General features: G+C 67.7%; 28 protein-coding genes and 1 riboswitch. Of the genes, 19 read left to right on the forward strand and 9 right to left on the reverse strand.

The window, feature by feature from the left end:
- The first annotated feature begins 21 nt into the window (after positions 1-21).
- Positions 22-1,299 (forward strand): 3,4-dihydroxy-2-butanone-4-phosphate synthase, encoded by a 1,278-nt coding sequence (ribB, locus tag AC1RMY_RS03450; protein WP_492862543.1) that lies wholly within the window; start codon positions 22-24, stop codon positions 1,297-1,299.
- Between the two features lies 1 nt (position 1,300).
- Here the strand turns inward: ribB and AC1RMY_RS03455 are convergent, their stop codons facing one another.
- Positions 1,301-1,897: a histidine phosphatase family protein gene (locus tag AC1RMY_RS03455; RefSeq protein WP_492862544.1), complete on the reverse strand. Its 597-nt coding sequence runs from the start codon at positions 1,895-1,897 to the stop codon at positions 1,301-1,303.
- 153 nt (positions 1,898-2,050) lie between these two features.
- Here AC1RMY_RS03455 and folP point away from each other — a divergent pair, with 153 nt between their 5' ends.
- Genes folP through folK form a run of 3 tightly spaced genes read left to right on the forward strand, consistent with a single transcriptional unit; the run spans position 2,051 to position 3,769 of the window.
- Complete coding sequence (gene folP / locus AC1RMY_RS03460; protein ID WP_492862545.1) at positions 2,051-2,896, forward strand: dihydropteroate synthase; 846 nt, start codon at positions 2,051-2,053, stop codon at positions 2,894-2,896.
- A complete protein-coding gene (gene folB / locus AC1RMY_RS03465) occupies positions 2,893-3,267 on the forward strand; it encodes a dihydroneopterin aldolase (protein ID WP_492862546.1) in 375 nt (124 codons plus the stop codon). The genes folP and folB overlap by 4 nt, the downstream gene beginning before the upstream one ends.
- Positions 3,257-3,769 carry a 2-amino-4-hydroxy-6-hydroxymethyldihydropteridine diphosphokinase gene (gene folK, locus AC1RMY_RS03470; RefSeq protein WP_492862547.1) on the forward strand — a complete coding sequence of 171 codons (513 nt, stop codon included), beginning with the start codon at positions 3,257-3,259 and terminating at the stop codon, positions 3,767-3,769. The genes folB and folK overlap by 11 nt, the downstream gene beginning before the upstream one ends.
- Before the next feature lie 59 nt (positions 3,770-3,828).
- Here the strand turns inward: folK and fabI are convergent, their stop codons facing one another.
- The 3 genes from fabI to AC1RMY_RS03485 all read right to left on the reverse strand — a co-directional run bounded on the left by fabI (position 3,829) and on the right by AC1RMY_RS03485 (position 6,316).
- Positions 3,829-4,671 (reverse strand): enoyl-ACP reductase FabI, encoded by an 843-nt coding sequence (gene fabI, locus AC1RMY_RS03475; RefSeq protein WP_492862548.1) that lies wholly within the window; start codon positions 4,669-4,671, stop codon positions 3,829-3,831.
- Positions 4,672-4,792: 121 nt separating this feature from the next.
- A complete protein-coding gene (locus tag AC1RMY_RS03480) occupies positions 4,793-5,713 on the reverse strand; it encodes a DnaJ C-terminal domain-containing protein (protein WP_492862549.1) in 921 nt (306 codons plus the stop codon).
- Positions 5,714-5,854: 141 nt separating this feature from the next.
- Complete coding sequence (locus AC1RMY_RS03485; RefSeq protein ID WP_492862550.1) at positions 5,855-6,316, reverse strand: RT0821/Lpp0805 family surface protein; 462 nt, start codon at positions 6,314-6,316, stop codon at positions 5,855-5,857.
- 130 nt (positions 6,317-6,446) lie between these two features.
- On the opposite strand from AC1RMY_RS03485, the gene pdxH reads away from it, so the two are divergent.
- The 15 genes from pdxH (at position 6,447) to AC1RMY_RS03560 (ending at position 16,686) form a co-directional block, all read left to right on the forward strand.
- Positions 6,447-7,061 carry a pyridoxamine 5'-phosphate oxidase gene (gene pdxH, locus AC1RMY_RS03490; RefSeq protein ID WP_492862551.1) on the forward strand — a complete coding sequence of 205 codons (615 nt, stop codon included), beginning with the start codon at positions 6,447-6,449 and terminating at the stop codon, positions 7,059-7,061.
- 14 nt (positions 7,062-7,075) lie between these two features.
- Positions 7,076-7,852 (forward strand): SDR family NAD(P)-dependent oxidoreductase, encoded by a 777-nt coding sequence (locus tag AC1RMY_RS03495; protein ID WP_492862552.1) that lies wholly within the window; start codon positions 7,076-7,078, stop codon positions 7,850-7,852.
- Entirely contained in the window at positions 7,833-8,351 is a 519-nt protein-coding gene (locus AC1RMY_RS03500) for an NUDIX hydrolase (protein ID WP_492862553.1), read from the forward strand. The genes AC1RMY_RS03495 and AC1RMY_RS03500 overlap by 20 nt, the downstream gene beginning before the upstream one ends.
- Positions 8,348-8,782, forward strand: coding sequence for a TIGR02301 family protein (locus tag AC1RMY_RS03505; RefSeq protein ID WP_492862554.1), 435 nt, complete (start codon positions 8,348-8,350; stop codon positions 8,780-8,782). Before AC1RMY_RS03500 ends, AC1RMY_RS03505 begins: the two co-directional genes overlap by 4 nt.
- 217 nt (positions 8,783-8,999) lie before the next feature.
- On the forward strand, positions 9,000-9,269 hold the full coding sequence (locus tag AC1RMY_RS03510; protein ID WP_492862555.1) for a hypothetical protein: 270 nt from the start codon (positions 9,000-9,002) through the stop codon (positions 9,267-9,269).
- A gap of 42 nt (positions 9,270-9,311) precedes the next feature.
- Positions 9,312-9,524, forward strand: a riboswitch (cobalamin riboswitch).
- 279 nt (positions 9,525-9,803) lie between these two features.
- Positions 9,804-10,847: an ABC transporter substrate-binding protein gene (locus AC1RMY_RS03515; protein ID WP_492862556.1), complete on the forward strand. Its 1,044-nt coding sequence runs from the start codon at positions 9,804-9,806 to the stop codon at positions 10,845-10,847.
- Between the two features lie 40 nt (positions 10,848-10,887).
- Positions 10,888-11,925 carry a FecCD family ABC transporter permease gene (locus AC1RMY_RS03520; RefSeq protein WP_492862557.1) on the forward strand — a complete coding sequence of 346 codons (1,038 nt, stop codon included), beginning with the start codon at positions 10,888-10,890 and terminating at the stop codon, positions 11,923-11,925.
- Positions 11,922-12,707 carry an ABC transporter ATP-binding protein gene (locus AC1RMY_RS03525; protein WP_492862558.1) on the forward strand — a complete coding sequence of 262 codons (786 nt, stop codon included), beginning with the start codon at positions 11,922-11,924 and terminating at the stop codon, positions 12,705-12,707. The genes AC1RMY_RS03520 and AC1RMY_RS03525 overlap by 4 nt, the downstream gene beginning before the upstream one ends.
- Positions 12,704-13,357: a class I SAM-dependent methyltransferase gene (locus AC1RMY_RS03530; protein ID WP_492862559.1), complete on the forward strand. Its 654-nt coding sequence runs from the start codon at positions 12,704-12,706 to the stop codon at positions 13,355-13,357. Before AC1RMY_RS03525 ends, AC1RMY_RS03530 begins: the two co-directional genes overlap by 4 nt.
- Before the next feature lie 94 nt (positions 13,358-13,451).
- On the forward strand, positions 13,452-13,745 hold the full coding sequence (locus AC1RMY_RS03535) for a GNAT family N-acetyltransferase (RefSeq protein WP_492862560.1): 294 nt from the start codon (positions 13,452-13,454) through the stop codon (positions 13,743-13,745).
- Between the two features lie 38 nt (positions 13,746-13,783).
- The gene (locus AC1RMY_RS03540; protein ID WP_492862561.1) at positions 13,784-14,089 is read left to right on the forward strand and encodes a hypothetical protein; all 306 of its coding nucleotides are present in this window, start codon (positions 13,784-13,786) and stop codon (positions 14,087-14,089) included.
- 98 nt (positions 14,090-14,187) lie between these two features.
- A complete protein-coding gene (gene blh / locus AC1RMY_RS03545; RefSeq protein ID WP_492862562.1) occupies positions 14,188-15,483 on the forward strand; it encodes a bifunctional sulfur transferase/dioxygenase Blh in 1,296 nt (431 codons plus the stop codon).
- Positions 15,484-15,527: 44 nt separating this feature from the next.
- On the forward strand, positions 15,528-15,821 hold the full coding sequence (gene bigR / locus AC1RMY_RS03550; protein ID WP_492863552.1) for a sulfite-sensing transcriptional repressor BigR: 294 nt from the start codon (positions 15,528-15,530) through the stop codon (positions 15,819-15,821).
- Positions 15,818-16,225, forward strand: coding sequence for a YeeE/YedE family protein (locus AC1RMY_RS03555; RefSeq protein ID WP_492862563.1), 408 nt, complete (start codon positions 15,818-15,820; stop codon positions 16,223-16,225). The genes bigR and AC1RMY_RS03555 overlap by 4 nt, the downstream gene beginning before the upstream one ends.
- A complete protein-coding gene (locus AC1RMY_RS03560; protein WP_492862564.1) occupies positions 16,222-16,686 on the forward strand; it encodes a DUF6691 family protein in 465 nt (154 codons plus the stop codon). Before AC1RMY_RS03555 ends, AC1RMY_RS03560 begins: the two co-directional genes overlap by 4 nt.
- Here the strand turns inward: AC1RMY_RS03560 and AC1RMY_RS03565 are convergent.
- The 5 genes from AC1RMY_RS03565 to AC1RMY_RS03585 are packed head-to-tail and all read right to left on the reverse strand — an operon-like array spanning position 16,678 to position 21,744.
- Positions 16,678-17,919, reverse strand: a complete 1,242-nt coding sequence (locus AC1RMY_RS03565) for an MFS transporter (RefSeq protein WP_492862565.1) — start codon at positions 17,917-17,919, stop codon at positions 16,678-16,680. The two genes, AC1RMY_RS03560 and AC1RMY_RS03565, sit on opposite strands and share 9 nt — an antisense overlap.
- Entirely contained in the window at positions 17,916-18,899 is a 984-nt protein-coding gene (locus AC1RMY_RS03570; protein ID WP_492862566.1) for an ABC transporter ATP-binding protein, read from the reverse strand. The genes AC1RMY_RS03565 and AC1RMY_RS03570 overlap by 4 nt, the downstream gene beginning before the upstream one ends.
- Positions 18,892-19,896 (reverse strand): ABC transporter ATP-binding protein, encoded by a 1,005-nt coding sequence (locus tag AC1RMY_RS03575; protein WP_492862567.1) that lies wholly within the window; start codon positions 19,894-19,896, stop codon positions 18,892-18,894. Before AC1RMY_RS03575 ends, AC1RMY_RS03570 begins: the two co-directional genes overlap by 8 nt.
- A gap of 4 nt (positions 19,897-19,900) precedes the next feature.
- Positions 19,901-20,740 carry an ABC transporter permease gene (locus AC1RMY_RS03580; RefSeq protein ID WP_492862568.1) on the reverse strand — a complete coding sequence of 280 codons (840 nt, stop codon included), beginning with the start codon at positions 20,738-20,740 and terminating at the stop codon, positions 19,901-19,903.
- Complete coding sequence (locus AC1RMY_RS03585; protein WP_492862569.1) at positions 20,740-21,744, reverse strand: ABC transporter permease; 1,005 nt, start codon at positions 21,742-21,744, stop codon at positions 20,740-20,742. The genes AC1RMY_RS03580 and AC1RMY_RS03585 overlap by 1 nt, the downstream gene beginning before the upstream one ends.
- Positions 21,745-21,760: the final 16 nt, after the last annotated feature.

Raw genomic sequence — 21,760 nt, forward strand, 5'->3', positions numbered from 1 at the left:
GCGTCGTATTATCCTGCCGGCATGAAGCTCGACGTCTGGCTCTCACAGAACAAGATCGCCCGCAGCGCCTTCGCCAAGCAGGTCGGCCTGTCGCCAGCCAGCGTGACGGCACTTTGTAACGACCAGGGCGCCTGGATTTCGCGCGAAAGCGCCGAGCGCATTGCCGCCGCCACGGGCGGCTCCGTCACACCCAATGATTTCCTCGGCCTCTCCGGGCCGCGCGAGGCTGCCATGTCGAACAATGTCACCGCCACCATCGAGGCCTTCGCCCGCGGCGAGATCGTCATCGTCACCGATGACGATGATCGCGAGAACGAGGGCGATCTCATCGTCGCGGCCTCGCTCTGCACGCCTGAGAAGATGGCCTTCATCATCCGCAACACCTGCGGCATCGTCTGCGCGCCGCTGACCGCGGCCGAGGCGCGGCGCCTGCGGCTCGACCCGATGGTGTCCTCGAACGACGCCCCGCTCGGCACCGCCTTCACCATCACGGTCGACGTCAAGCACGGGCTGACCACCGGCATCTCGGCCGAGCAACGCTGCAACACGGTGCGCGCGCTCGCCAACGGCAATATGGGCGCCGGGGATTTCGTGCGGCCGGGCCATGTCTTCCCACTGATCGCCAAGGATGGCGGCGTGCTGATGCGCTCGGGCCATACGGAGGCCGCGGTCGATCTCTGCAAGCTCGCGGAACTGCCGCCGGTTGGCGTGATCTGCGAACTCGCCAATGACGACGGCACGGTGATGAAGGGCGCGCAGATCACCGCCTTTGCCCAGAAGCACGGGCTGAAACAGATCACGGTCGCCGACCTGATCGCCTATCGCCAGTCGCGCGAGAAGCTGGTCGAGCGAGTGCATTCCTTCCCGGTCAAGACCGCCTTCGGCGAGATGACCGGCCATGTCTACATCACGCCCTTCGAGGACACGCAGCATTTCGCCTTCGTGATGGGCAAGATCGGCGATGGCGAGAAGGTGCCGGCCCGGCTGCACCGGGCCAATGTCGTCGAGGATGTGCTGGGAGGCGCGCCGTCGATCCAGTGCGCGCTGAGACGCTTCCAGCACGATGGCCGCGGCGTTCTGATCTATCTACGCGACGGTTCGGCCGGCGTGCCGATCAAGAGCGTCGAGGACGGGTCGGATGCGCTGCGCAACCAGCAGTGGCGCGAGGTCGGTCTCGGTGCCCAGATCCTGCGCGATCTCGGCGTCGGCTCGATCGTCAACCTCGCCTCGTCGCCGCGGTCCTTCGTCGGCCTGAGCGGCTTCGGGATCGAGATCGCGGACACGCAGCCGCTGGAGTGAGCTAGACCCACTCCGCCCGGTCGCCGGTGACCGTCAGGATCTTGCCCTGCCAGATCTCGACCAGCGCCGCCTTTTGCGGCGGCACGGCGCCGACCAGCGCGAGGATGGCGCGGGCGACGCCGCCATGGCTGACGATGACGCTCTCGCGCTGGAGCTCCTCCAGCACCGGCCGGACGCGCTCCGCCAGCATGCCGTAGCTCTCGCCACCCGGCGGCACGAAGCTCCATTTGTCGCGCTCGCGCAATTGAGCCTGCTCGCGCTCGGCCTTGCGGACGTCGCGCCAGGTGAAGCCTTCCCATTCGCCGAAGGTCAGCTCCTTCAGGCGATCGTCGATCCGGTAGGCGCCGGGCGCCAGATCCAGCGTGGTGCGCAGGATGTCCATGGTCTCGCGGGCGCGAAGCATGGGCGAGCCAATGTAATCCAGCGTGGCGAAGCTTGGGGCCAGCGTGCGCAGCCGGTTGGCTGCCTCGGCGGCCTGCTGCCGGCCGAGTTCGTTGAGAGGGATGTCCTGCCCGCCCTGCAGACGGCCTTCACGATTCCAATCGGTCTCGCCATGGCGGATGAGGATGAGCCGGTGCGGGAGCGTGATCGGAGGCATGGCCGGGCTTCTGCACGCTGCCGGCCGCAAGGTCAAAGCGTCATGCCGGATCGGGGCCATGCGCCGCAGCCATGGCTGCAACCGTCGGTTTCCGTTGGCCTGTTGCAATGCGGCGGTCTATAGGCGGCTCTCCGCCCTTTCGGATGGTTCCCGATGCCGCCGGCTCTCACCTTGCCCGATGGTCGCAGGCTCGCCCTCGACGCAGCGCCCCTGCTGATGGGCATCGTCAACATCACGCCCGATTCCTTTTCGGACGGCGGCATGCTGCGTGATGCCGCAGCGGCGGTCGCGCATGGCGAGAGGCTCGTCTCGGATGGCGCCGACATCGTCGATATCGGCGGGGAATCGACAAGGCCGGGCCACGCTCCGCTCGACGCCGGGACGGAGATCGCCCGCGTCCTGCCGGTGATCGCGGGGTTGCGCGAACGCGTGGCGACGCCGCTCTCGATCGATAGCTGGAAGGCGGAGGTCGCCGAGGCGGCGCTAAAGGCAGGCGCCTCGATCGTCAACGACGTCTGGGGCGCGCAGCGCGACCCTGCCATCGCAGGCGTCGCGGCCCGGCATGGCGCGCCGATCATCCTGATGCACAACCGCGAGACCATCGATCCTGCGCTCGACATCCTCTCGGACGTAATGCGCTTCCTCGAGCGATCGATTGCGATCGCGCTGGCCGCCGGTGTGCCGCGCGGGCAGATCGTCGTCGACCCCGGCATCGGCCTGTTCGGCAAGACGGCGGAGCAGTCCCTGCTGCTGATCCGCAAGTTGGCGAGCGTCAAGGAACTCGGCTGCCCGATCCTGCTCGGCGCCTCCCGCAAGTCGGTGATCGGCGCCGTCACCGGCCAGAGCGTACCGGCCGAGCGCGTCGCCGGCAGCGTCGCCGCCCATCTCTACGGGGCGACGCAGGGCGCCAGCATCATCCGCGCCCATGACGTCGCCGAGCATGCGCAGGCATTCAAGGTCTGGGCGGCCCTTTCACAGTCTTCGGAGCCTCGCCCGTGAGCGAAACCGGCATCATTCTGATCGAGAAGCTCGATATCTACGCCTATCACGGGTTCTTTTCGGAGGAGGAGCGGCTGGGCCAGCGCTTCGTTCTCGACCTCAAGCTGGAAACGGATTTGCGGGCCTCGGCCATCAGCGATGCGCTCGCCGACACCGTGAACTACGGCAAGGTCGTCGGCGTCGTCACTGAGGTCTTCACCAGCCGGCGCTTCAACCTGCTGGAGGCGGCGGCGCGGGCGGTGGCGCAGGCGATCCTCGATGGCTTTCCACCGGTCACCCGCGTCGAAGTCACCTTGCGCAAGCCGGCCCCGCCGATCCACGCTACGCTCGCCAGCGTCGGCATCACCTTGAGCTACCGTCGTGAGCGTTGAGGCGGCGCTTGGCCTCGGCGGCAATCTGGGCGATCCGCTGCAGGCCTTCGCAAGAGCGCTGCGCAGCCTCGACGACCATCCCGCAGTCACCCTTCGGAGATATTCGTCCGTCTATCGGACCAAGCCCTGGGGCATTGTCGAGCAGCCCGATTTCCTGAACATGGCGGCGCTGCTGTCGACGGATCTCGGCGAGGTCGAACTGCTCAATCTCTGCATGGAGCTGGAGCGGGCCAGCGGGCGCGAACGGCGCGAGCGCTGGGGGCCGCGCACGCTCGACATCGACATCCTGACCTTCGGCGATCTGGTGACCGACCGGCCCAGCCTGCAATTGCCGCATCCACGACTTGCGAAGCGCGCCTTCGTGCTCGTGCCGCTCGCAGAGATCGCTCCGGATCTGATGATCGGCGGGCAAAGCGTCTCGACGCTGAAGGCCGGGCTCGAAACCGACGACGTCACGCTGGACGAGGCGCAGACCGCTCGTCTCCAGGAGATGCTGGGCTGATTTGGGCAGGCGGCCGCAAGGCTCCGGCGGCCGGGTAGGCCGCAGAGTGCGCCTGCCCCTCACTCGCCCTTGTCGAGCGAGATGTCGGGTGCGGTCGGCACCTTCATGCCGACGACGTGGTAGCCGGCATCGACATGCAGGATCTCGCCGGTGATGCCGCGCGACATGTCGGAGACCAGGAACACGGCGGTTTCGCCGACCTCCTCGATCGTCACCGTGCGGCGGAGCGGCGAGTTGTACTCGTTCCAGCGCAGGATGTAGCGGAAATCGCCGATGCCGGAGGCGGCCAGCGTCTTGATCGGGCCGGCGGAGATCGCGTTGACGCGAATCTTCGAGGGGCCGAGATCGGCGGCGAGATATTGCACGCTGGATTCGAGCGCGGCCTTGGCGACACCCATGACGTTGTAGTGCGGCATCCATTTCTCGGCGCCGTAATAGGTCAGCGTCAGCATGGAGCCGCCATCGGTCATCAGCTTCTCGGCACGCTGGGTGACGGCGGTGAAGGAGTAGCAGGAGATCAGCAGCGACTTGGTGAAGTTCGCTTCGCTGGTCTCGACGTAGCGTCCGGTCAGTTCATCCTTGTCGGAGAAGGCGATGCAGTGGACGACGAAATCGAGCTTGCCCCAGAGCTTCTCGATCTCGGCGAAGACGGCGTCGATCGAGGCACCGTCGGTGACGTCGCAATGGCCGACGACATGGCCGCCGAGCTGCTGCGCCAGCGGCTCGACGCGCTTCTTCAGCGCATCGCCCTGATAGGTGAAGGCGAGTTCGGCGCCGGCATCGGCCGCGGCCTTGGCGATGCCCCAGGCGATCGAGCGGTTGTTGGCGACGCCCATGACAAGGCCGCGCTTGCCCTTGAGAAGATTGGCGGTCGGCCGGGCGACGGCAGTGGAATCAGGCATCTGGGACCCGCGAACTGGATAAAGTCGAGGGCGTCTCTTAGAGCATGAAGCCCGAAGTGGAAACCGGGTTTGGTGCGGGCGCGCGCCTGCCGGCAACGTCCGACTTGCCCGCGCCCAACGGCTATTCCGCCCGCGCCTTCATCAGAGCCGTCAATTCGGCGTCTGTCTGGGGCATCTCGATGTCGATGGCGACGAACAGGTCTCCAACCACGCCGTTTTCGCCCTTCAGGCCCTTGCCGCGTAGGCGGAAGGATTTCGTCGTCCCGGTCAGCGGTGGAATCTTCATCTCGACCGCGCCGGTCAAGGTCGGCACATGGATGGGGCCGCCAAGCACCGCCTTCGCGAGCGGAACCGCCACGCGCGTGCGCAGGTCGTTGCCCTCGATGGTGAAGCGCGAGTCGGGCTTGACCCTGATCGTCATGAGCACGTCGCCGGTCTGGCCGGAGAACGGGTCGGGCTGGCCGAGCCCGCGCAGGCGCATCACCTTGCCGTCGGCGACACCCTCGGGAATCGTGACCTCGACCTCGCGCCCGCCCGGCAGGCGGACACGACGCGTCGCGCCAGCCACGGCCTGGGCCAGTGTCACATCGAGCGAGAAGCTCTGCTCCGGCGGTTTCTGCGCCTCGGGCCGGGTCTTGCCCGCGCGCCTTGCCGCATCGCCGAAGAGCGAGCCGAAGATGTCGGAGGGGTCGAAGCCGGCGCCGCCGCTGCCGCCAGCACTTCCGAAGGGGTGGCCGCCACCATGGCCGAAATTGAACTCGAAGCCGCCGGCGCGCCCGCCGCGGCCCGCGCCCATGCCCTCGAAGCCCTGGAACTTCGGCTTGCCCTCGGCATCGATCTGACCGGCATCGAACTGCTTGCGCTTGGCCTCGTCGCCAATGATCTCATAGGCGCCGTTCAGCTCCGAGAAGCGGTCCTGCGCCTTGGGATCGTCCCGGTTGCGGTCGGGATGCAGATCCTTGGCGCGGCGGCGATAGGCCTTCTTGATATCCGCCTCGCTCGCGGTGCGGGCGACACCCAGAATCTGATACGGGTCGCGCATTCATGAACCCCATTTGGCAATGCTGACGGGCCGGCCGGGACGTGTGTCGGGGCCAACCTTGATCTCTGAAGCCTTATCTGGGAATGGTGTGGCCTGAACGCAACAGCTGGGCAAGGATGATCTCGGCCGGCCTCCTGGCTCTCAGGTCGTGCCCTTCCAGGGCTCCATGTCCTTGACGATCCAATCCCCGCCCGAAGGCCGACAGGCCGTGCCCTGGAGTTTGGCAGGTTTCGTCTGCGTCTGCACGTTCGCGATGAAGGCGCGGCAGATCTCGTCAGAACGCAGAAACGGCCCGCCGACGGGGATGAAGGAGCCCTTCACGCCGGTCTGCGGGTTGTCCCAGGAGACGGCGGCGCCATTGCCCTGCGGATCGAGAGCCACGGCCATCGCGCCATCGGCGCGACGGATATCCTCGGGGCCGAGTTCGGAGGCGAGCGAGGCGAGAGGACCGGGCTTGCTGGAACCGCGCGCCGGCAGCACCGAGGAGGTCGTGACGACGTCGTCCTCGGCCTTGCTCGACAGGCCGAGAATCGGGAACGAAACCGAACATCCGGCCGCGGCGAGACCGAGGCAGGCGGCGCCTGCGGCAGCAAACCGGCGCATGGCGGAAGCGCGCTGCGGAAGGCTTTGGAACCCCCTCGTCGCTGCCCTATATAGTCGTCCCGACCTGCCCAAGATCACCGCCTGCGCTCGCCCAAACGCAACACCCTGAAATTCACCGAGGATTAGACACGTGGAACGGTTAACGAGCGGTGACTTCACGCAGGAGCAGGATCCTTTCGCGCTGTTTCAGGAGTGGTTCGAGGAGGCGAAGAAGTCGGAGCCCAACGACCCCCATGCCATGGCGTTGTCCACGGTCGATGCCGAGGGCATGCCCAATAGCCGGATGGTGCTGCTGAACGGGCGTGACGGCGACGATTTCGTTTTCTACACGAACACGCAGAGCCAGAAGGGCGAGGAGCTGCTCGGCCAGCCCAAGGCCGCCGCCCTGTTCCACTGGAAGAGCCTGCGCCGGCAGATCCGAATCCGCGGTCCTGTCTCGATCGTCAGCGACGAGATGGCGGACGCCTATTTCCAGTCTCGCCCGCGCGACAGCCGGATCGGCGCCTGGGCGTCGCAGCAGTCGCGGCCGCTGGAGAGCCGTTTCGCGCTGGAGAAGGCCGTCGCGGTCCAGGCGGCCCGGTTCGGCATCGGCACGATCCCGCGCCCGCCGCACTGGACCGGCTTTCGCATCACGCCGGTCTATCTCGAATTCTGGAAGGACGGTGCCTTTCGACTGCATGACCGCGTCGCCTTCCGCCGCATTTCCGCCGGCGAACCCTGGGCGCGCGCGCGCCTTTATCCGTGAGGACACCCAGCCCAATGGCGATGCCCACATTCGATTTTCCCAAGACCGAGGCGGGCAAGCGCCCGGTGATGCTGCTGACGGGCGCGAGCCGCGGCATCGGCCATGCCACGGTCATGCAGTTCGCGATGGCGGGCTGGCGGATCCTGTCCTGTTCGCGCCAGGGCTTTTCCGACAAATGCCCCTGGCCCTCGGGCGCCGACGACCATGTCCAGATCGATCTCGGCGATCCCGAGGACACGATGCGGGGCATCGCCGAGATCAAGCGCCGGCTCGCGGCCGAGGGCGGCAAGCTCAATGCGCTGGTCAACAACGCCGGCATCTCGCCGAAGGGGCAGGGCGGTGCCCGCCTCGGGGCGGCGACGACCTCCTTCAACGACTGGCACAAGGTCTTCCAGGTCAATTTCTTCGCGCCGATCATGCTGGCGCGCGGGCTGCTGGACGAACTGACGGCGGCCAAGGGCACGATCGTCAACGTCACCTCGATCGCCGGCTCCCGCGTCCATCCCTTCGCGGGGGCCGCCTATGCGACCTCGAAGGCGGCGCTCGCCAGCCTGACGCGCGAGATGGCCTCGGATTTCGGCCCGCTCGGCATCCGGGTCAATTCGATCTCGCCCGGCGAGATCGACACGGCGATCCTGTCGCCGGGCACCGAGAAGATCGTCGCGACGCTGCCGCTGGGGCGCCTCGGCAAGACCGAGGAGGTCGCCAAGGCGATCTACTTCCTGTGCACGGATGCCTCGAGCTATGTCACGGGTTCCGAGCTGCACATCAATGGCGGCCAGCACGTATGAGCCGGGACCGCGCGCGATGAGCGGCGAGGGCGGGCAGGTCATCCGCTTCCCGGCGGCGGGCAAGGCGCCGGCCCGGCCGGTGCTGGCCGCCTCGGTCGCGGTCTTTCGCGACGGGAAGGTGCTGCTCGCGACGCGGACGAAGCCGCCGGCCGACCAACTCTGGTCGCTGCCTGGCGGCAAGGTCGAGGCCGGCGAGACGCTCGAGCAGGCGGCGCTGCGCGAACTGGAGGAGGAGGTCGGTGTTTCCGCGCGCATCGTCGGCTTCAACCGCCATGTCGAGATATTCGGCCGCAATGAGGCCGGCGAGGTCACGCATCATTTCGTCGTCGCCTCCTTCGTCGGGGAATGGCTTTCGGGCGAACCGCAGACCGGACCGGAAGCGGGGGCGGTGATGTGGGCCGACCCGCTGAAGCTCGGCGGCCTTGCGACGACGCGTGAACTGGCCGATGTGCTTCGGCGTGCACGCGGTATCCTGATCGGGGCTAGGGAAGGCGCATGAAGCGGGCGGCGCTGTGCCTGCTCGTGCTGCTCGCTGCGCTTCCATCCGGCGGGGCCGCGGCGCAGCAGCGCCCTCCGGTTGCGACCAAGGCAGCCGAGCCAGCGCCGGCGCCCGCACCCGAGCCGCCGCCACCACCCTATGAGCCGCAATTGCTGAAGCTCGCCGAGATCATGGGTTCGCTCGCCTATCTGCGCACGCTCTGCGCCGGCAAGGAGGCGCAGGACTGGCGCGAACGCATGGCCGCGCTGGTCGAGGCGGAGGGCCGGACGCCGTTGCGGCGAGAGCGCCTGACGAGCGCCTATAATCGCGGCTTCCGGGCCTATGCCCTGACGCACCGCTCCTGTACCCCCGGTAGCCAGGAAGCCTCGACGCGGCTGGCGGCCGAGGGAGAACGCCTCGCCCGCTCGCTGGCGGGCCGCTATGGCGGATAGGTGACAGGGCGCGGCGAACCATCGTTTTGCACCGGATTCTCGTGGCCGCGTTAACCTTTTCTAAACGGCGCGGTAGCGTCCCGCGCTGGCACGGCCTATGGTCCGAATGAAGTCGAGCGTTGCGAAGCGGGCCGAAACTGGCGCGATTCGCGCCACGCGAAACCGAAAATAGCGCGACAGAACGCCCATTCGAGCAAGCCGCAGAGTCTTCGCCTTCATGTCCATCATTTCCGACGACCTGCCGCTCGACATGACCCTCGCCGAGGACAGCCATGACGCACGCCGCGTCGCTTATGGTTATGTCGAGGACGCCTTCACGGAAGCGCAGCAGGATGGGCTCGACAGCGACGCGCTCGCCCATGCCGCGCTCTTCGCCGCTTTCCGCACGCTCGTCGAGACCTATGGCGAGGAGGCGACCGCCGTCTTCGCCGAATCCTTGCCGGACAAGCTGCGCACGGGCGCCTTCAGCAGCGGCACGCGCCACTGAGTTGTTCGCTCGGTCGCTCTTGACGGTGGCGGAGCGCGCTCTATCGTAAGTTTCGATCAAGGTTCTTCGGTCGTTCTCGGCCGAAGCTAAGAGGGAATTCGGTGAGGCGTTCCACGCCGAAGCCGAGGCTGCCCCCGCAACTGTAAGCGGCAAGCTTTCCGTCCATCGTCCACTGGCGCAGTTCGCGCCGGGAAGGCCGGCCGGAGTCAGCGTCGACCCGCGAGCCAGGAGACCTGCCCTGATCGACTGAACGGTCTTTCGGGCGGGGTGTCCTGATCGGTCGTGCGCGAACGGGCGGGCCTTTCACATCCCGCAAACGTATCGCGCGCGTCCGTCGCATGCCCCTCAATCGTCACGGGGTTAGCGATGATGCAGTCACTCTCCAACAGCCAAAACAGCGAGACATCAGGCTTGACGCGGCAGCTTGCCGCCGGTCATGGTAATTGTAATGTTATTACATCTCATTTAACCGATGCCGCTCCTGCACAGCGCGCCATTCCGCCTTCCTGCCTTCCTCCCAAGCCGGACCATGCCATGACGACATCGACCCGCAGCCTGCGCCGCCTCGTCCGTTCCGCCACGCTCGCTCTTCCGCTGCTGGCGCTCGGCATGGGCTTCGCCAGCGCGCAGGCGACACGCTATCCCGTGACGGTCGAGAATTGCGGGCATCAGGTCACCTTCGACAAGGCGCCCAAGCGCGTCGTGGCGATTGGACAGACCCAGACCGAGATCCTCTATGCGCTGGGTCTCGGCGACCGGGTCGTCGGCACGGCGGTCTGGTTCAGCCCGGTGGCGAAGCGCTTCGAGGCGGCGAATGCCGGGGTGAAGCGCCTCGCGGACAACGATCCGAGCTTCGAGGCGGTGGTCGCGCAGGAGCCCGATCTCGTTACCGCGATGTTCGAGTGGCATGTCGGCCCCAACGGCATCGTCGGCAAGCGCGACCAGTTCGCCAAGCTGAAGGTTCCAGCCTATGTCTCGCCCTCGGATTGCGTCGGCAAGGACAATTCCGGCGCCGGTGACGGCGTCCGCACGCAGATGTTCACGATGGAACTGGTCTATCGCAACATCCGCGAGTTCGGGCAGATCTTCGATGTCGCTGACAGGGCCGAGGCCTTGATCGGAGAACTCAAGGCACGCGAGGCCAAGGCCGTGGCGGCAGTCGCGGGCAATGGCGCCAAGGACATCCCGGTGACGGTCTGGTTCTCGAGCAGGGACATCAAGGGGGACGCTTTCCTCGCCGGCAAGAACGGCGTTCCCGCCTATATTCTGTCCAAGCTCGGCGCGCGCAACATCATCACAACCAATGAGGAATGGCCGCTGGTCGGCTGGGAGAGCGTGGCGGTTGCCAACCCCGCCGTCATCGTCGTGGTCAAGATGGACCGGCGTCGCTTTCCCGCCGACGACATCGAGCTGAAGCTGAACTTCCTCAAGACCGACGCGGTGGCGAGCAAACTCGACGCGGTCCGGAACAACCGGATCGTCGTGATGGATGTCGGCGCGACCCGCGCGGGGCTCGACACCGTCGACGGCATCGAGGCGCTGGCCAAGGGCATCGAGAGCTTCGGGCTGACCAAGTGAGTGGCGCCAGAGTGAGCCGGGCTAAAACGAGCCGCGACCTGTGAGCCACGCCCCTATCGAGCCGAACTGGCCGGCGCGCATCGCGATCGCGCTGGCGGCGTTGCTCGCGCTGGTGACCGCGATCGCGCTCGCCGTCACCATAGGCGAGATGAAGATCCCGCTGTCGACCGCCTTCCAGGCGCTCGGCAATGGGATGTTCGATCTCGGCTATCCCGTCAGCGCGATCCAGCAGGGGGTGATCTTCGACTACCGCCTGAGCCGGGCGCTGCTGGCGGCGCTCTGCGGCGGGACGCTGGCCCTGTCGGGCGCGATCCTGCAGGCGCTGCTGCGCAACCCGCTGGCCGAGCCCTATATCCTCGGCATCTCCGCCGGCGCCTCGACCGGAGCGGTGGCGGTGCTGATCCTCGGCATCGGTGGCACTGCGCTGACGCTGTCCGGGGGAGCCTTCCTTGGCGCGATCGCGGCATTGGCCGTGGTCGCGCTCCTCGCCGCAGGCGCTGGCGGTTCGAGCGACCGGGTGATCCTGGCCGGCGTCGCCGGCTCGCAGCTCTTCAATGCGGCGACGGCGACCATCGTGACCACGCTGGCGAATGCCGAGCAGGCGCGCGGCGTGATGTTCTGGCTGCTCGGCAATTTCGGCGGGGTGCGCTGGCCCGATGTCTGGGTCGCGACGCCGGTGGCGTTGATCTGTTTCGGCATCTGCATGCTGCATGCCAAGGTTCTGGACGCCTTCGCCTTCGGGGCGGATGCGGCGGCTTCGCTGGGAGTCGCCGTGATGCGGGTCAGGATCGTGCTGTTTGCGACGACGGCGGTGATGACGGCGACCATGGTCTCAATCGTCGGCACGGTCGGTTTCGTCGGCCTCGTCATTCCGCATGCGGCGCGGTTCCTGGTCGGCCCGGCACATGCCCGGCTTCTGCCTGCCTGCCTGGTGATCGGCGCGATCTTCATGATCCTCGCCGACATCCTCTCGCGCATCCTGGTGCCGCAGCAGATCCTGCCGATCGGCGTGGTGACAGCGCTGTTCGGCGCCCCGGCCTTCGCGCTCATCCTCTATCGGGCGAGGCGCGCGACATGACGCTCGCGGCGCATGATATCCGCTGGAGCGCGGCGCGGCGGATGATCGTCGACGGCGTGACGCTGCGCGCTGAGCCCGGACGCATCCTCGGGCTGATCGGCCCCAATGGGTCGGGCAAATCGAGCCTGCTGCGGCTGCTCTGCCGGTTGCGCAAGGTCGAGAGCGGGGTGGTCACGCTCGACGACCGCGATCTTTCGACGATGGCACGGCGCGACCTCGCCAGGCGGCTCGCCTTCGTCGAGCAGCAGGCCTCGACCGAGGTGCAGCTTTCGGTCTGCGATGTGGTCAAGCTCGGCCGGACGCCACATCGCGGTGCGCTGGCCTCTTGGACCGATGCCGACGAGGCGGCGGTGGAGGCTGCGCTCGAACGCGTCGGCATGAGCGAGCGGCATGACCAGCTCTGGCATACGCTGTCGGGCGGCGAGCGCCAGCGCGTCCATATCGCCCGGGCTCTCGCGCAGGAACCGCGCGAGCTGATCCTGGACGAGCCCACCAACCATCTCGACATCCAGCACCAGCTTTCGATCCTGGCGCTGCTGCGCAGGCTCGGCGTGACCTGCATCCTCGCCTTGCACGACCTCAACCTCGCATCGCTGTTCTGCGACGAGATCGCGGTGATGCATCAGGGCAAGCTGGTAGCTGCTGGTGCGCCGCCGGAGGTGCTGACGGAGGATCTGATCTCCAGCGTGTTCGGGGTCGCGGTCTGCATCCGCGAGGGTGCCTCCGGGCGGCGTCATATCGAGTATCTGATCGACCCATCCGACGAAGGCATAGCGCGATGAACGAGCCGACGCAGGACGCCGTCACGGCCTATTGGAGTGCCAGGGCGCCGCAATTCGATGGCGTCGCCTCCCATGTCGCGCAGCGCGAAATCTGGCGCGAGGTGCTCGAAGCCGCGTTCGAGGCCGACGGGCGCAAGGATGTCGTCGATCTCGGCACCGGCACCGGGGCCTGCGCCCGGATCGCGGCCTCGCTCGGCCATCGCGTGCGGGGTTATGACGCGTCGGAGGGCATGCTGGCGGTGGCGCGTGCCGCGGCGCGGACGATGAAGCTCGACGTCGCTTTCGAGGAGACCGTGATCGACGAGGCCGCGATCGAGCCGGCCTCGGCCGATATCGTCACATTGCGCAATGTGCTGTGGACGCTGGAGCGGCCGATGGACGCGCTGTTGCAGGCGCATCGCATTCTGCGCCCGGGCGGAAGGGTCGTCGTGTCGGACGGGCTGTGGTCGGTCGCACCGCAATACCGCTCGACCTACGAGCCGGGGCTGGCCGCCCGCCTGCCGCTGCATGACGGGCTGACCGAGGCGCTGACGCGGCAGATGCTGACGGATACCGGTTTCGGCGAGGCGCTCTCCTGGCAGCACATCTTCGCGACGCCGCCCTATCCGGGCGACGTGCCGATGTTCGTGTTGACGGCGCGAAGGGGGTAAAGACCCCCGCGCTTGGCTGGCGCCGGCGTTGTCCCCATCTGATGCTGCCAGGAACAAGCGCCGGCGCGCGCCGTTCAGGCACTGAAGGGAACGAATGATGGAGCTGGGCGAGGTGCAGGAAGTGATCGAGAACGTCGCCAGCAGCCGTTTCGAGATGGCTTTTCCGGGCGGACTCGCCTTCGCCAGCTTTCGCCGCGACGGCGACCGGCTGGTCGTCACCCATACCGAGGTGCCGCCCGCGTTCAACGGCCAGGGACTGGGCTCGCGGCTCGTGCTCGGCCTGTTCGAGAATGCGCGGGCGACGGGGCGACGGATCGTGCCGGGCTGTTCCTTCGTCGCCGCCTGGGCGCGCCGCCATCCCGAATTCGCCGATGTGCTCGCGCGCTGAGCCGTGATCACCGGCAACCTCATTGCTGCGAACTGACCATGTCCCGATCCGCCGGCAAACATGAACTCCGGGCCGCCTTCAAACGGCTCGAACGCGACCTGCCGCATCGTCTCGCTTCGGGCCTGCGCTTCCTGCGGCATCCGTCCTCGCGCTGGGCGCGGCTGCCGGCGGGGATCGCGCTGATCTTCGGCGGGATCTTTTCGTTCCTGCCGATCCTCGGCGTCTGGATGCTGCCGCTCGGGCTGATGCTGCTCGCGGCCGATGTGCCGTTTCTGCGGCGGCCGATGGCGCGCTTCACGCATTGGGTGATCGACCGGGTCGATGGCTGGCGGAAGAAGGGCTAGCATCCCGCTCCCGGCGCTCCTGCGGAGGCACAACATCGCCTGCCTTGATAATATACATTATAGTGATATGTATAATGATGAATTGAAGGGATGGATCGATGACGGACGCCAAAATCACCGAGACATTGACTGTCGCGGGGCAGCCCGCATTGCAGGCGTTCTCCGGACTGGCGGGCGATGGCTTTGCCGCCCTGGTCAATCTCCGGCCGGATGGCGAGGATCCAGGCCAGCCGGGCAATCCTGCCGAGAAGGCTGCGGCCGAGAGCGTGGGGCTCGCCTACCGCTTCGTTCCGGTGACCGGCGCGACCATCACGAGCGCCGACATCCGTGCCTTCCAGCATGCGCTGCGCGATGCGGGCGGGCCGGTCTTCGCCCATTGCAAGGGCGGTACGCGCGCCTTGACCCTGCATGTCCTCGGCGAGGTTCTCGACGGGCGGATGCGGCGCGGCGAGGTCGAGGCCTTCGGCCGGAGCCATGGCTTCGACCTGTCGGGCGCCGTGCGCTGGCTGGAGCGCGAGGTGCAGAGGCTGGCCCATGTCGAGGCCTTCTATGAGCCCGGTAGCGGCAGCATCCAGTATGTCGTCAGCGACCCCGCGACGCGGCGCTGCGCCATCATCGATGCGGTGCTGGACTACGACGAGAAGTCGGGCTCGACCGGCACGGCCAGCGCCGACGCGATCCTCGCCTATGTCGCGCGCGAGGGGCTCGGCGTCGACTGGATCCTCGATACGCATCCCCATGCCGACCATCTCTCGGCGGCGCATTACCTCAGCGGCAAGACCGGGGCGCCGAAAGCGATCGGAGCGCATATCACTGCCGTGCAGAAGCTGTGGAAGGAGATCTATAACTGGCCGGAACTCGCCACCGACGGCTCGCAATGGGACCGGCTGTTCGCGGACGGCGACCGTTTCAACGTCGGTTCGCTCGAAGGGCGGGTGATGTTCTCGCCGGGCCATACGCTGGCGTCGATCAGCTATGTCATCGGCGATGCGGCCTTCATCCACGACACGCTGTTCATGCCCGATTCGGGCACGGCGCGGGCAGACTTCCCGGGTGGGAGCGCCAAGGCGTTGTGGAACTCGATCCAGGCGATCCTCGCCTTGCCCGACGATATGCGGCTCTTCACCGGGCACGACTATCGGCCGAACGGTCGAAACCCGAAATGGGAAAGCACGGTCGCGGAGCAGAAGCGCACCAATCCGCATGTCGTCGGCATGGACGAGGCCGGATATGTCAGGCTGCGCGAGGCGCGCGACCGGACGCTGCCGATGCCGAAGCTGATCCTGCATGCGCTACAGGTGAATATCCGGGGCGGTCGCCTGCCCGAGCCGGAAGCGAATGGGAGGCGCTACCTCAAGCTTCCGCTCGATGCGTTGAAGGGAGCGGCGTGGTGACTGCCGTCGACGCGCCGCCGAGGGCCGGAACGGCGCCGGGCGACATGGAGGCCCGCGCGAGCGAGGCGGCCTCTTTGCTCAAGACGCTGGCGCATCCGGCGCGCCTGATGCTGGCCTGCACGCTGGCAGAGGGGGAATACGCCGTCGGGGAGCTGGAGGAAAAGCTCGGCATCCGCCAGCCGACGCTTTCGCAGCAACTCGGCGTGCTGCGCGATGCCGGCGTCGTCGAGACGAGGCGCGAGGCCAAGCAGATCTTCTACCGGTTGAGCGAAGCTAAGGCGGCGCGGCTGATCGAGGCGCTCTACGCGATCTTCTGCGCCGAGGAGGAGGGGCGATGAGCGCCTATTGGCCCGCGCTGATCGGAGGCATGCTGATCGGCGCCTCCGCCGTGCTTCTGCTGCTCGTCAACGGCCGCATCGCCGGCATCAGCGGTATCGTCGGCGGCTTGCTCGGCGGCCGGCAGGTTTTCGCCAATGGCGCCTTTCTGGCTGGGCTCCTGCTCGGGCCGGTGCTGTACGCCGCGGCGTCCGGCCGGTTTCCCGCGGTGACCGTCGCGGCGTCCTGGCCGGCGATCGTGCTGGCCGGCCTGCTCGTCGGCATCGGCACGCGCATGGGCTCGGGCTGCACCTCCGGCCACGGCATTCTCGGGCTGGCCCGGTTCTCGCCGCGTTCGATCGCGGCGACCGTGACGTTCCTGGTCACCGGGATCGTGACGGCCACGGCTGCGGGGCTGTTCCGGTGAGCGCGCAATCTCTTGCCCGCCTGTTCGTCGCGCTGCTGGCCGGGGCTCTGTTCGGGTTCGGTCTGTCGCTGTCCGGCATGGTCGACCCCGCGCGGGTCATCGGCTTCCTCGATATTGCGAGCGGCCACTGGGATCCGAGCCTGATGTTCGTGCTCGGCGGCGCGCTGACGATCGCCGTTCCCGGCGTCATGCTGCAGCGGCGGCTGGCACGCCCGGTTCTGGACGAGCGCTTTCGTCTGCCGGAGAGGGGGGCGATCGACCGGCGTCTCCTGATCGGATCGGGGCTGTTCGGCATTGGCTGGGGGCTGGCGGGGTTCTGCCCGGGGCCGGCGGTTTCGGCTCTGTCGCTGGGGCTCTTGCCGGTCTTCGTCTTCGTTGCGGCGATGGTCGTCGGCATGCTGCTGCATGACAGGGGGCTTGCGCCCCCGGGGTCACTGATAGCCCGTTCGATCTCAGCGTGAACGAGCCATGATGACGAGGCAGGCGATACCGAAACAGGCGGCCATCAGGAAGCCGAGATCGAAGCGGCCTGTTGCTGCCAACACCAGAGCGAAGACGGCCGGCGAGAAGACATAGCCGAGGAAGACGATCAGCGTCGCGCCGGCCGAGGCCTCCCGCACCAGATGAGACGGGCTGGCGCGGGCGACTTCGGACAGTTGCACGCCGTTCCAGCTCGATACGGTGATACCGGCGACGGCGGCGAGCAGGCAGAGCGCCGCGAAGGACCAGCCCGGTTCGACGAAGGCCATGGTCAGAGAGGTCAGGCCCGAAGCCAGGCCGATGAAGGCGAGCAGCCGGCGCGGGTTGCCGAAGTAGTCGGCGACCCAGCCGAGCAGGATGCGGCCGACGACGCTCGCCGCCTGCATAATCGCGAAGACGACGCCCGCGGCGCTCAGGCCGTAGCCCAGTTCCGAGACGGCGAAGGTCATCAGATAGGCGAACCAGACGCCTTGGCCGACCGCCATGCAGGCGCCCGCCATGCCCAGCCGGACAAGCGCGGTCGAGGAGGTCACGGCCGAGAGCGAGGACATCAGGTTGGCCGGCGAAAACAGGGTGCTCAGCGTCAGCGACTGGTCGCGCTTGCGCTCGGCGTCGAGGCCGGCGCGCATCGGCTGGACGCTCAGGATGACGACGAGCACGAAGGCGCCGGCGGCCAGCAGCGAAATGCGCCAGCCGAAGGCATCGGCGATCGGCGCCAGCGCGACGCCGGCGACGATCCCGCCGACGGGCACGCCGGCCTGCTTGATCGAGAAGATCATCGCGCGCCGGTTCGGTGGCGCGGTGCGATGCAGGACGTCGTTGCCGGCGGGCGAGGAGGGGCCGTAGCCCAACCCGATCAGGAGCGAGGCCAGCCCGGCCGTCAGCGCGAAAGGCGGCAGCAGCAGCGTGAGCCCGAGGATACCCAGGACGAGGCCAGCCTGCAGCGCGCGCACCGAGCCGAGCCGGTGCAGGAAAGGTGCGCCGAGCACGAGAAAGAGGATCGAGCCCAATGTGTTGAGGCTGGCGAGGTAGCCCACCACAGCATCTGACCAGCCGCGCTCGGCGGCCAGTGCCGGCGCCAGCGTCGGCGGGATACGCGAGAGGAAAGCCGTCGCCATCTGGACGGCGACCATGGTGATCAGTGCCGTGACCCAGGACGGCCCCTGCCCGGCAGACTCTGCTGTTGCGGGAGGCATCTTCGAGGGGGCGTTCACGCGGCCTGCTCGCGCCAGCGCAGGCAGGCGACGCCGTGCTCGCCCTCGAACTCGACCTGTGGCTCGGTCTGCGCGCAAGCCTCGACGGCGAGCGGGCAACGGGTGCGGAAGCGGCAGCCGGATGGCACGTTGGAGGGGTCCGGTGGCTCGCCCTGGAGCGCGAAATTCTCGGTGACGCGCGGCCCGCCGATGCGTGGCGCGGCCGCCAGCAGCGAGCGCGTATAGGGGTGACGCGGGGCGGCGAAGACGTCGGCCGTCCTGCCGATCTCGACGATGCGGCCGAGATACATCACCACGACGCGGTCGCAGATCGAGCGCACGACGGCGAGGTCGTGGCTGATGAACAGATAGGTCAGGTCGAATTCGCGCCTGAGATCGCGGAACAGCGCCAGCACGGTCGCCTGCACGGAGACGTCGAGCCCGGAGGTGGGCTCGTCGAAGATGATGAGCTGTGGCCCGAGCACGAGGATGCGGGCGAGGCCGACGCGGCGCTGCTGGCCGCCGCTGATCTCGTGCGGATAGAGGTCGAGATGGGCCTGCGGCAGGCCGACCGCCTTGACGATCGCCTGGACCTGCTCCTCGCGCTTGGCGCGCGGCCAGTCGGTGTGGATGATCAGCGGCTCGTGCAGAGAGCGGCGCAGCGTCCAGCGCGGATCGAGCGAGGCGCCGGGATCCTGATAGACATATTGAAGCTGCGCCCGGACGGCCGCTGCACGCTTCTGGCCGGGCGAGGCGATGCGGGCACCGGCGAGATGCACCTCTCCTTTCGTCGGCTCGTGAATGCCCATCAGCGTCTTGCCGAGGGTCGACTTGCCGCAGCCGGATTCACCGACGATGCCGAGCACCTCGCCCTTGCGGACCGAGAAGCTGACATCGTCCAGCGCGCGCAGCGTGCCAACCTTGCGGTTCAGGAAGCCGCGCACGGGGAAATGGCGGGCCAGCGCGGAGACGTCGAGCAGGGCAGGAGACGGCTCAGACATAGGCGGCCTCCGCGCTGGCGGTCACGGGATGATGGCAGGCGACGAGATGGCCGGCGGAGCCTTCCGTCAGGGCGGGCCGCGCTTCGCGACAAATGTCGGAGACGCGCGGGCAGCGCGGGTTGAAGCGGCAGCCGCCGGGCGGGGCGAGAGGGCTCGGCACAGCCCCGGGTATTCCGACGGGGTCGCGACCCGGCTGCGGCAGACTACCCAGCAGCATGCGGGTATAGGGGTGGCGCGGATCGGCGAAGAAGGCCTCGCGCGGCGCGATCTCGGCGGTCTGTCCGGCATACATCACGACGATGCGGTCGCAGATCTCCCAGGCGGCGCCGAGATCATGGGTGGTGAACAGCACGGAGACGCCGCGCTCGACCGCGAGCCGCCGCAGCAGGCCGAGGATCTGCGCCTGGACGGTGACGTCGAGCGCAGTCGTCGGTTCGTCGGCTATGATGAGCCTTGGCTGCGGCAGGAGCGCCATCGCGATCATGACACGCTGGCGCTGCCCGCCGGACAGTTCGTGGGGGTATTTCGCCAGAATGGCGCGCGGCCTCGGCAACTGTACGGCATCGAGCATCGCGATCGCCGCGTCCTCGTCGGCGCGGCGATGTCCGCCAAAGCGCGAGCTTTCGGGGCGCGGGGCTTTCCAGCGCATCAGGTCGGCGATCTGAGTGCCGATCCGGAACAGCGGGTTGAAGCTGGCGAAGGGGTCCTGCGGAACGAAGGTGACGACACGGCCGCGGATGTTCTCGGCCGCCTTGCCGCCGCGCAGCATGTCGACGCCATCGAGGCGGATATGACCGCTGCCGATCTCGGTCAGTCCTTCCGGCAGGGTGCCGAGGATCGAGCGCGCGAGCGTGGTCTTGCCGCAGCCGGATTCGCCGACGAGGCCGACGATCTCGCCGGGCTTCACGGCGAGATCGATCATGTCGAGGACGCGGGCCGGCCCCTTCTCCGTGCGGAAGCTGAGCGAGAACTTGCTGATGTCGAGGAGCGCGTTCATCGCCTCAGACGCTCCTGCGCGTGCGCGGGTCGAGGATGTCGCGCAAGCCATCGCCGAAGAGGTTGAAGCCGAGCACGGTCAGGAAGATCGCGATGCCCGGCGCCAGCGCATACCACCAGGCCTCGGGCAGGTATTCGCGGCTCTCGGCGATCATGCGGCCCCATTCGGGCGTCGGCGGCGGAGCGCCGAGGCCGAGGAAGCCGAGCGTCGCGGCCGTCAGGATCGTCGCGCCCATGCCGATCGAGGTGCGCACGATGATCGGCGAGGCGATGTTGGGCAGGATGTGCAGGACGATGACGCGCCAGGGCGAGGCGCCGAGCGCGACGGCGGATTCGACGAAGACCTCGTTTCGCATCGAGCGCGTCTCGGCATAGACGAGCCGAGCCCAGAACGGCCAATAGGTCAGCGACAGCGCCAGGATGACGTTTTCGATGGAGGGCCCGAGCGTCTGCGCGATCGCGATGGCGAGCACGATTTGCGGCACGGCGAGGAAGATCTCCGCGACCCGCATCAGCGCATCGCTGAACCAGCTCTGGTAGTAGCCCGCGATCAACCCGACCGGCACGCCGATCAGCAGGGCCGAGCCTACGGCGATGCCGGCCAGCATCAGAGTGATACGGGCGCCGAAGAGCAGCCGGCTGAAGATGTCGCTACCCATCCGGTCGGTGCCCATCAGGGCCTCCGGCGCGGGCGGCATCAGGCGCCGCTCGATATGGAAGTCGAAGACGTCGCCCGGATAGGGCGACAGCCACGGCGCGAAGATCGCGGCTATGACCAGCAGGCCGAGGAGGCTCGCGCCGAGCAGGGCGGCCTTGTCGCGGGCGAAGCGCTTGACCAGATCCATCAGGCGGCTCCGCGCGGATCGATCGCCGCCTGCAGCATGTCGACGAGGAGGTTGATGAAGACGAAGAGCGCGCCGGTGCAGAGCGTGAAGCCCATCACGGCGTTGTAGTCCGACTGCAGGATCGAGCGCACGGCATAGGCGCCGAGACCCGGCCAGTCGAACACCGTCTCGACTACGACCGCGCCCGCCAGCAGGATGCCGAAGATCAGGCCGAGCTGCGTCACCGTCGCGGTGAGGGCCATGCGCAGCACGTATTTCCAGACGATGACGCGGCGGGGAAGGCCCATCGCCGTCTGGTAGGCGACGGATGGCGAATTGATCACGCCGATCACGCCGTTGCGGGTGAAGCGGACGACCGTTGCCGCCGCCGGCAACGCCAGGGTCATCGCCGGCAGGATGATGTGGCGGAGAGCTGAGCCCAGCGCTTCGCCGTCGCCTGCGATCAGCGCGTCGACGACCATCAGGTTTGTGACGGGTTCCGGCGGAAAGCCGTCGATGCGTCCTGACAACGGCAGCCAGCCGAGTTTCATCGAGAACAGGAACTGGAGCTGCATCGCGAACCAGAAGGAGGCGACGGCCAGCCCGGAGACGGTGATCACGCGCAGCACATGGTCGAGCCAGGAATTGCGGTGCAGCCCGCAGAGGACGCCGAGCGGGATGCCGATCAGGGCTGCGACGAGCACCGCGACGAGGGTCAGTTCCAGCGTCGCCGGCAGCCTTGTCGCGAGGTCGTCGACGATCGGCTGCTGGGTGAACATGCTGACGCCGAAATTGCCCTGGGCGACGTCGCGGACATAGTTCAGGAACTGCACCGGCAACGGCTTGTCGAAGCCGAAGCGTTCCCTGACTTTCTGCACCTGCTCGACCGAGGCGTTCTCGCCCGCCGCGAGCAAAGCGGGGTCGATCGGCACGACACGCGAGAGCGTGAAGACGATGGCGAGCAGGCCGAGCAGGGTCGGCACGAACCAGATCAGCCGGTTCGCGACCATGGAGAGCCAGTTCATGCCATCGTCTCCGCCG

Source organism: Allobosea sp. GW822-FHT03F07, assembly GCF_058801345.1.

What these genes read in the sequence shown, in the direction of transcription:
- AC1RMY_RS03505 (WP_492862554.1), top strand. Translation starts at nt 8,348, where the DNA reads ATGAAGCGGGCGGCGCTGTGCCTGCTCGTGCTGCTCGCTGCGCTTCCA.
- fabI (WP_492862548.1), bottom strand. Translation starts at nt 4,671, where the DNA reads ATGCCTGATTCCACTGCCGTCGCCCGGCCGACCGCCAATCTTCTCAAG.
- AC1RMY_RS03585 (WP_492862569.1), bottom strand. Translation starts at nt 21,744, where the DNA reads ATGAACTGGCTCTCCATGGTCGCGAACCGGCTGATCTGGTTCGTGCCG.
- AC1RMY_RS03575 (WP_492862567.1), bottom strand. Translation starts at nt 19,896, where the DNA reads ATGAACGCGCTCCTCGACATCAGCAAGTTCTCGCTCAGCTTCCGCACG.
- AC1RMY_RS03495 (WP_492862552.1), top strand. Translation starts at nt 7,076, where the DNA reads ATGGCGATGCCCACATTCGATTTTCCCAAGACCGAGGCGGGCAAGCGC.
- AC1RMY_RS03555 (WP_492862563.1), top strand. Translation starts at nt 15,818, where the DNA reads ATGAGCGCCTATTGGCCCGCGCTGATCGGAGGCATGCTGATCGGCGCC.
- AC1RMY_RS03485 (WP_492862550.1), bottom strand. Translation starts at nt 6,316, where the DNA reads ATGCGCCGGTTTGCTGCCGCAGGCGCCGCCTGCCTCGGTCTCGCCGCG.
- AC1RMY_RS03570 (WP_492862566.1), bottom strand. Translation starts at nt 18,899, where the DNA reads ATGTCTGAGCCGTCTCCTGCCCTGCTCGACGTCTCCGCGCTGGCCCGC.
- AC1RMY_RS03535 (WP_492862560.1), top strand. Translation starts at nt 13,452, where the DNA reads ATGATGGAGCTGGGCGAGGTGCAGGAAGTGATCGAGAACGTCGCCAGC.
- bigR (WP_492863552.1), top strand. Translation starts at nt 15,528, where the DNA reads ATGGAGGCCCGCGCGAGCGAGGCGGCCTCTTTGCTCAAGACGCTGGCG.
- AC1RMY_RS03455 (WP_492862544.1), bottom strand. Translation starts at nt 1,897, where the DNA reads ATGCCTCCGATCACGCTCCCGCACCGGCTCATCCTCATCCGCCATGGC.
- AC1RMY_RS03500 (WP_492862553.1), top strand. Translation starts at nt 7,833, where the DNA reads ATGGCGGCCAGCACGTATGAGCCGGGACCGCGCGCGATGAGCGGCGAG.
- AC1RMY_RS03510 (WP_492862555.1), top strand. Translation starts at nt 9,000, where the DNA reads ATGTCCATCATTTCCGACGACCTGCCGCTCGACATGACCCTCGCCGAG.
- AC1RMY_RS03580 (WP_492862568.1), bottom strand. Translation starts at nt 20,740, where the DNA reads ATGGATCTGGTCAAGCGCTTCGCCCGCGACAAGGCCGCCCTGCTCGGC.
- ribB (WP_492862543.1), top strand. Translation starts at nt 22, where the DNA reads ATGAAGCTCGACGTCTGGCTCTCACAGAACAAGATCGCCCGCAGCGCC.
- AC1RMY_RS03525 (WP_492862558.1), top strand. Translation starts at nt 11,922, where the DNA reads ATGACGCTCGCGGCGCATGATATCCGCTGGAGCGCGGCGCGGCGGATG.
- AC1RMY_RS03540 (WP_492862561.1), top strand. Translation starts at nt 13,784, where the DNA reads ATGTCCCGATCCGCCGGCAAACATGAACTCCGGGCCGCCTTCAAACGG.
- AC1RMY_RS03480 (WP_492862549.1), bottom strand. Translation starts at nt 5,713, where the DNA reads ATGCGCGACCCGTATCAGATTCTGGGTGTCGCCCGCACCGCGAGCGAG.
- folP (WP_492862545.1), top strand. Translation starts at nt 2,051, where the DNA reads ATGCCGCCGGCTCTCACCTTGCCCGATGGTCGCAGGCTCGCCCTCGAC.
- AC1RMY_RS03530 (WP_492862559.1), top strand. Translation starts at nt 12,704, where the DNA reads ATGAACGAGCCGACGCAGGACGCCGTCACGGCCTATTGGAGTGCCAGG.
- AC1RMY_RS03515 (WP_492862556.1), top strand. Translation starts at nt 9,804, where the DNA reads ATGACGACATCGACCCGCAGCCTGCGCCGCCTCGTCCGTTCCGCCACG.
- blh (WP_492862562.1), top strand. Translation starts at nt 14,188, where the DNA reads ATGACGGACGCCAAAATCACCGAGACATTGACTGTCGCGGGGCAGCCC.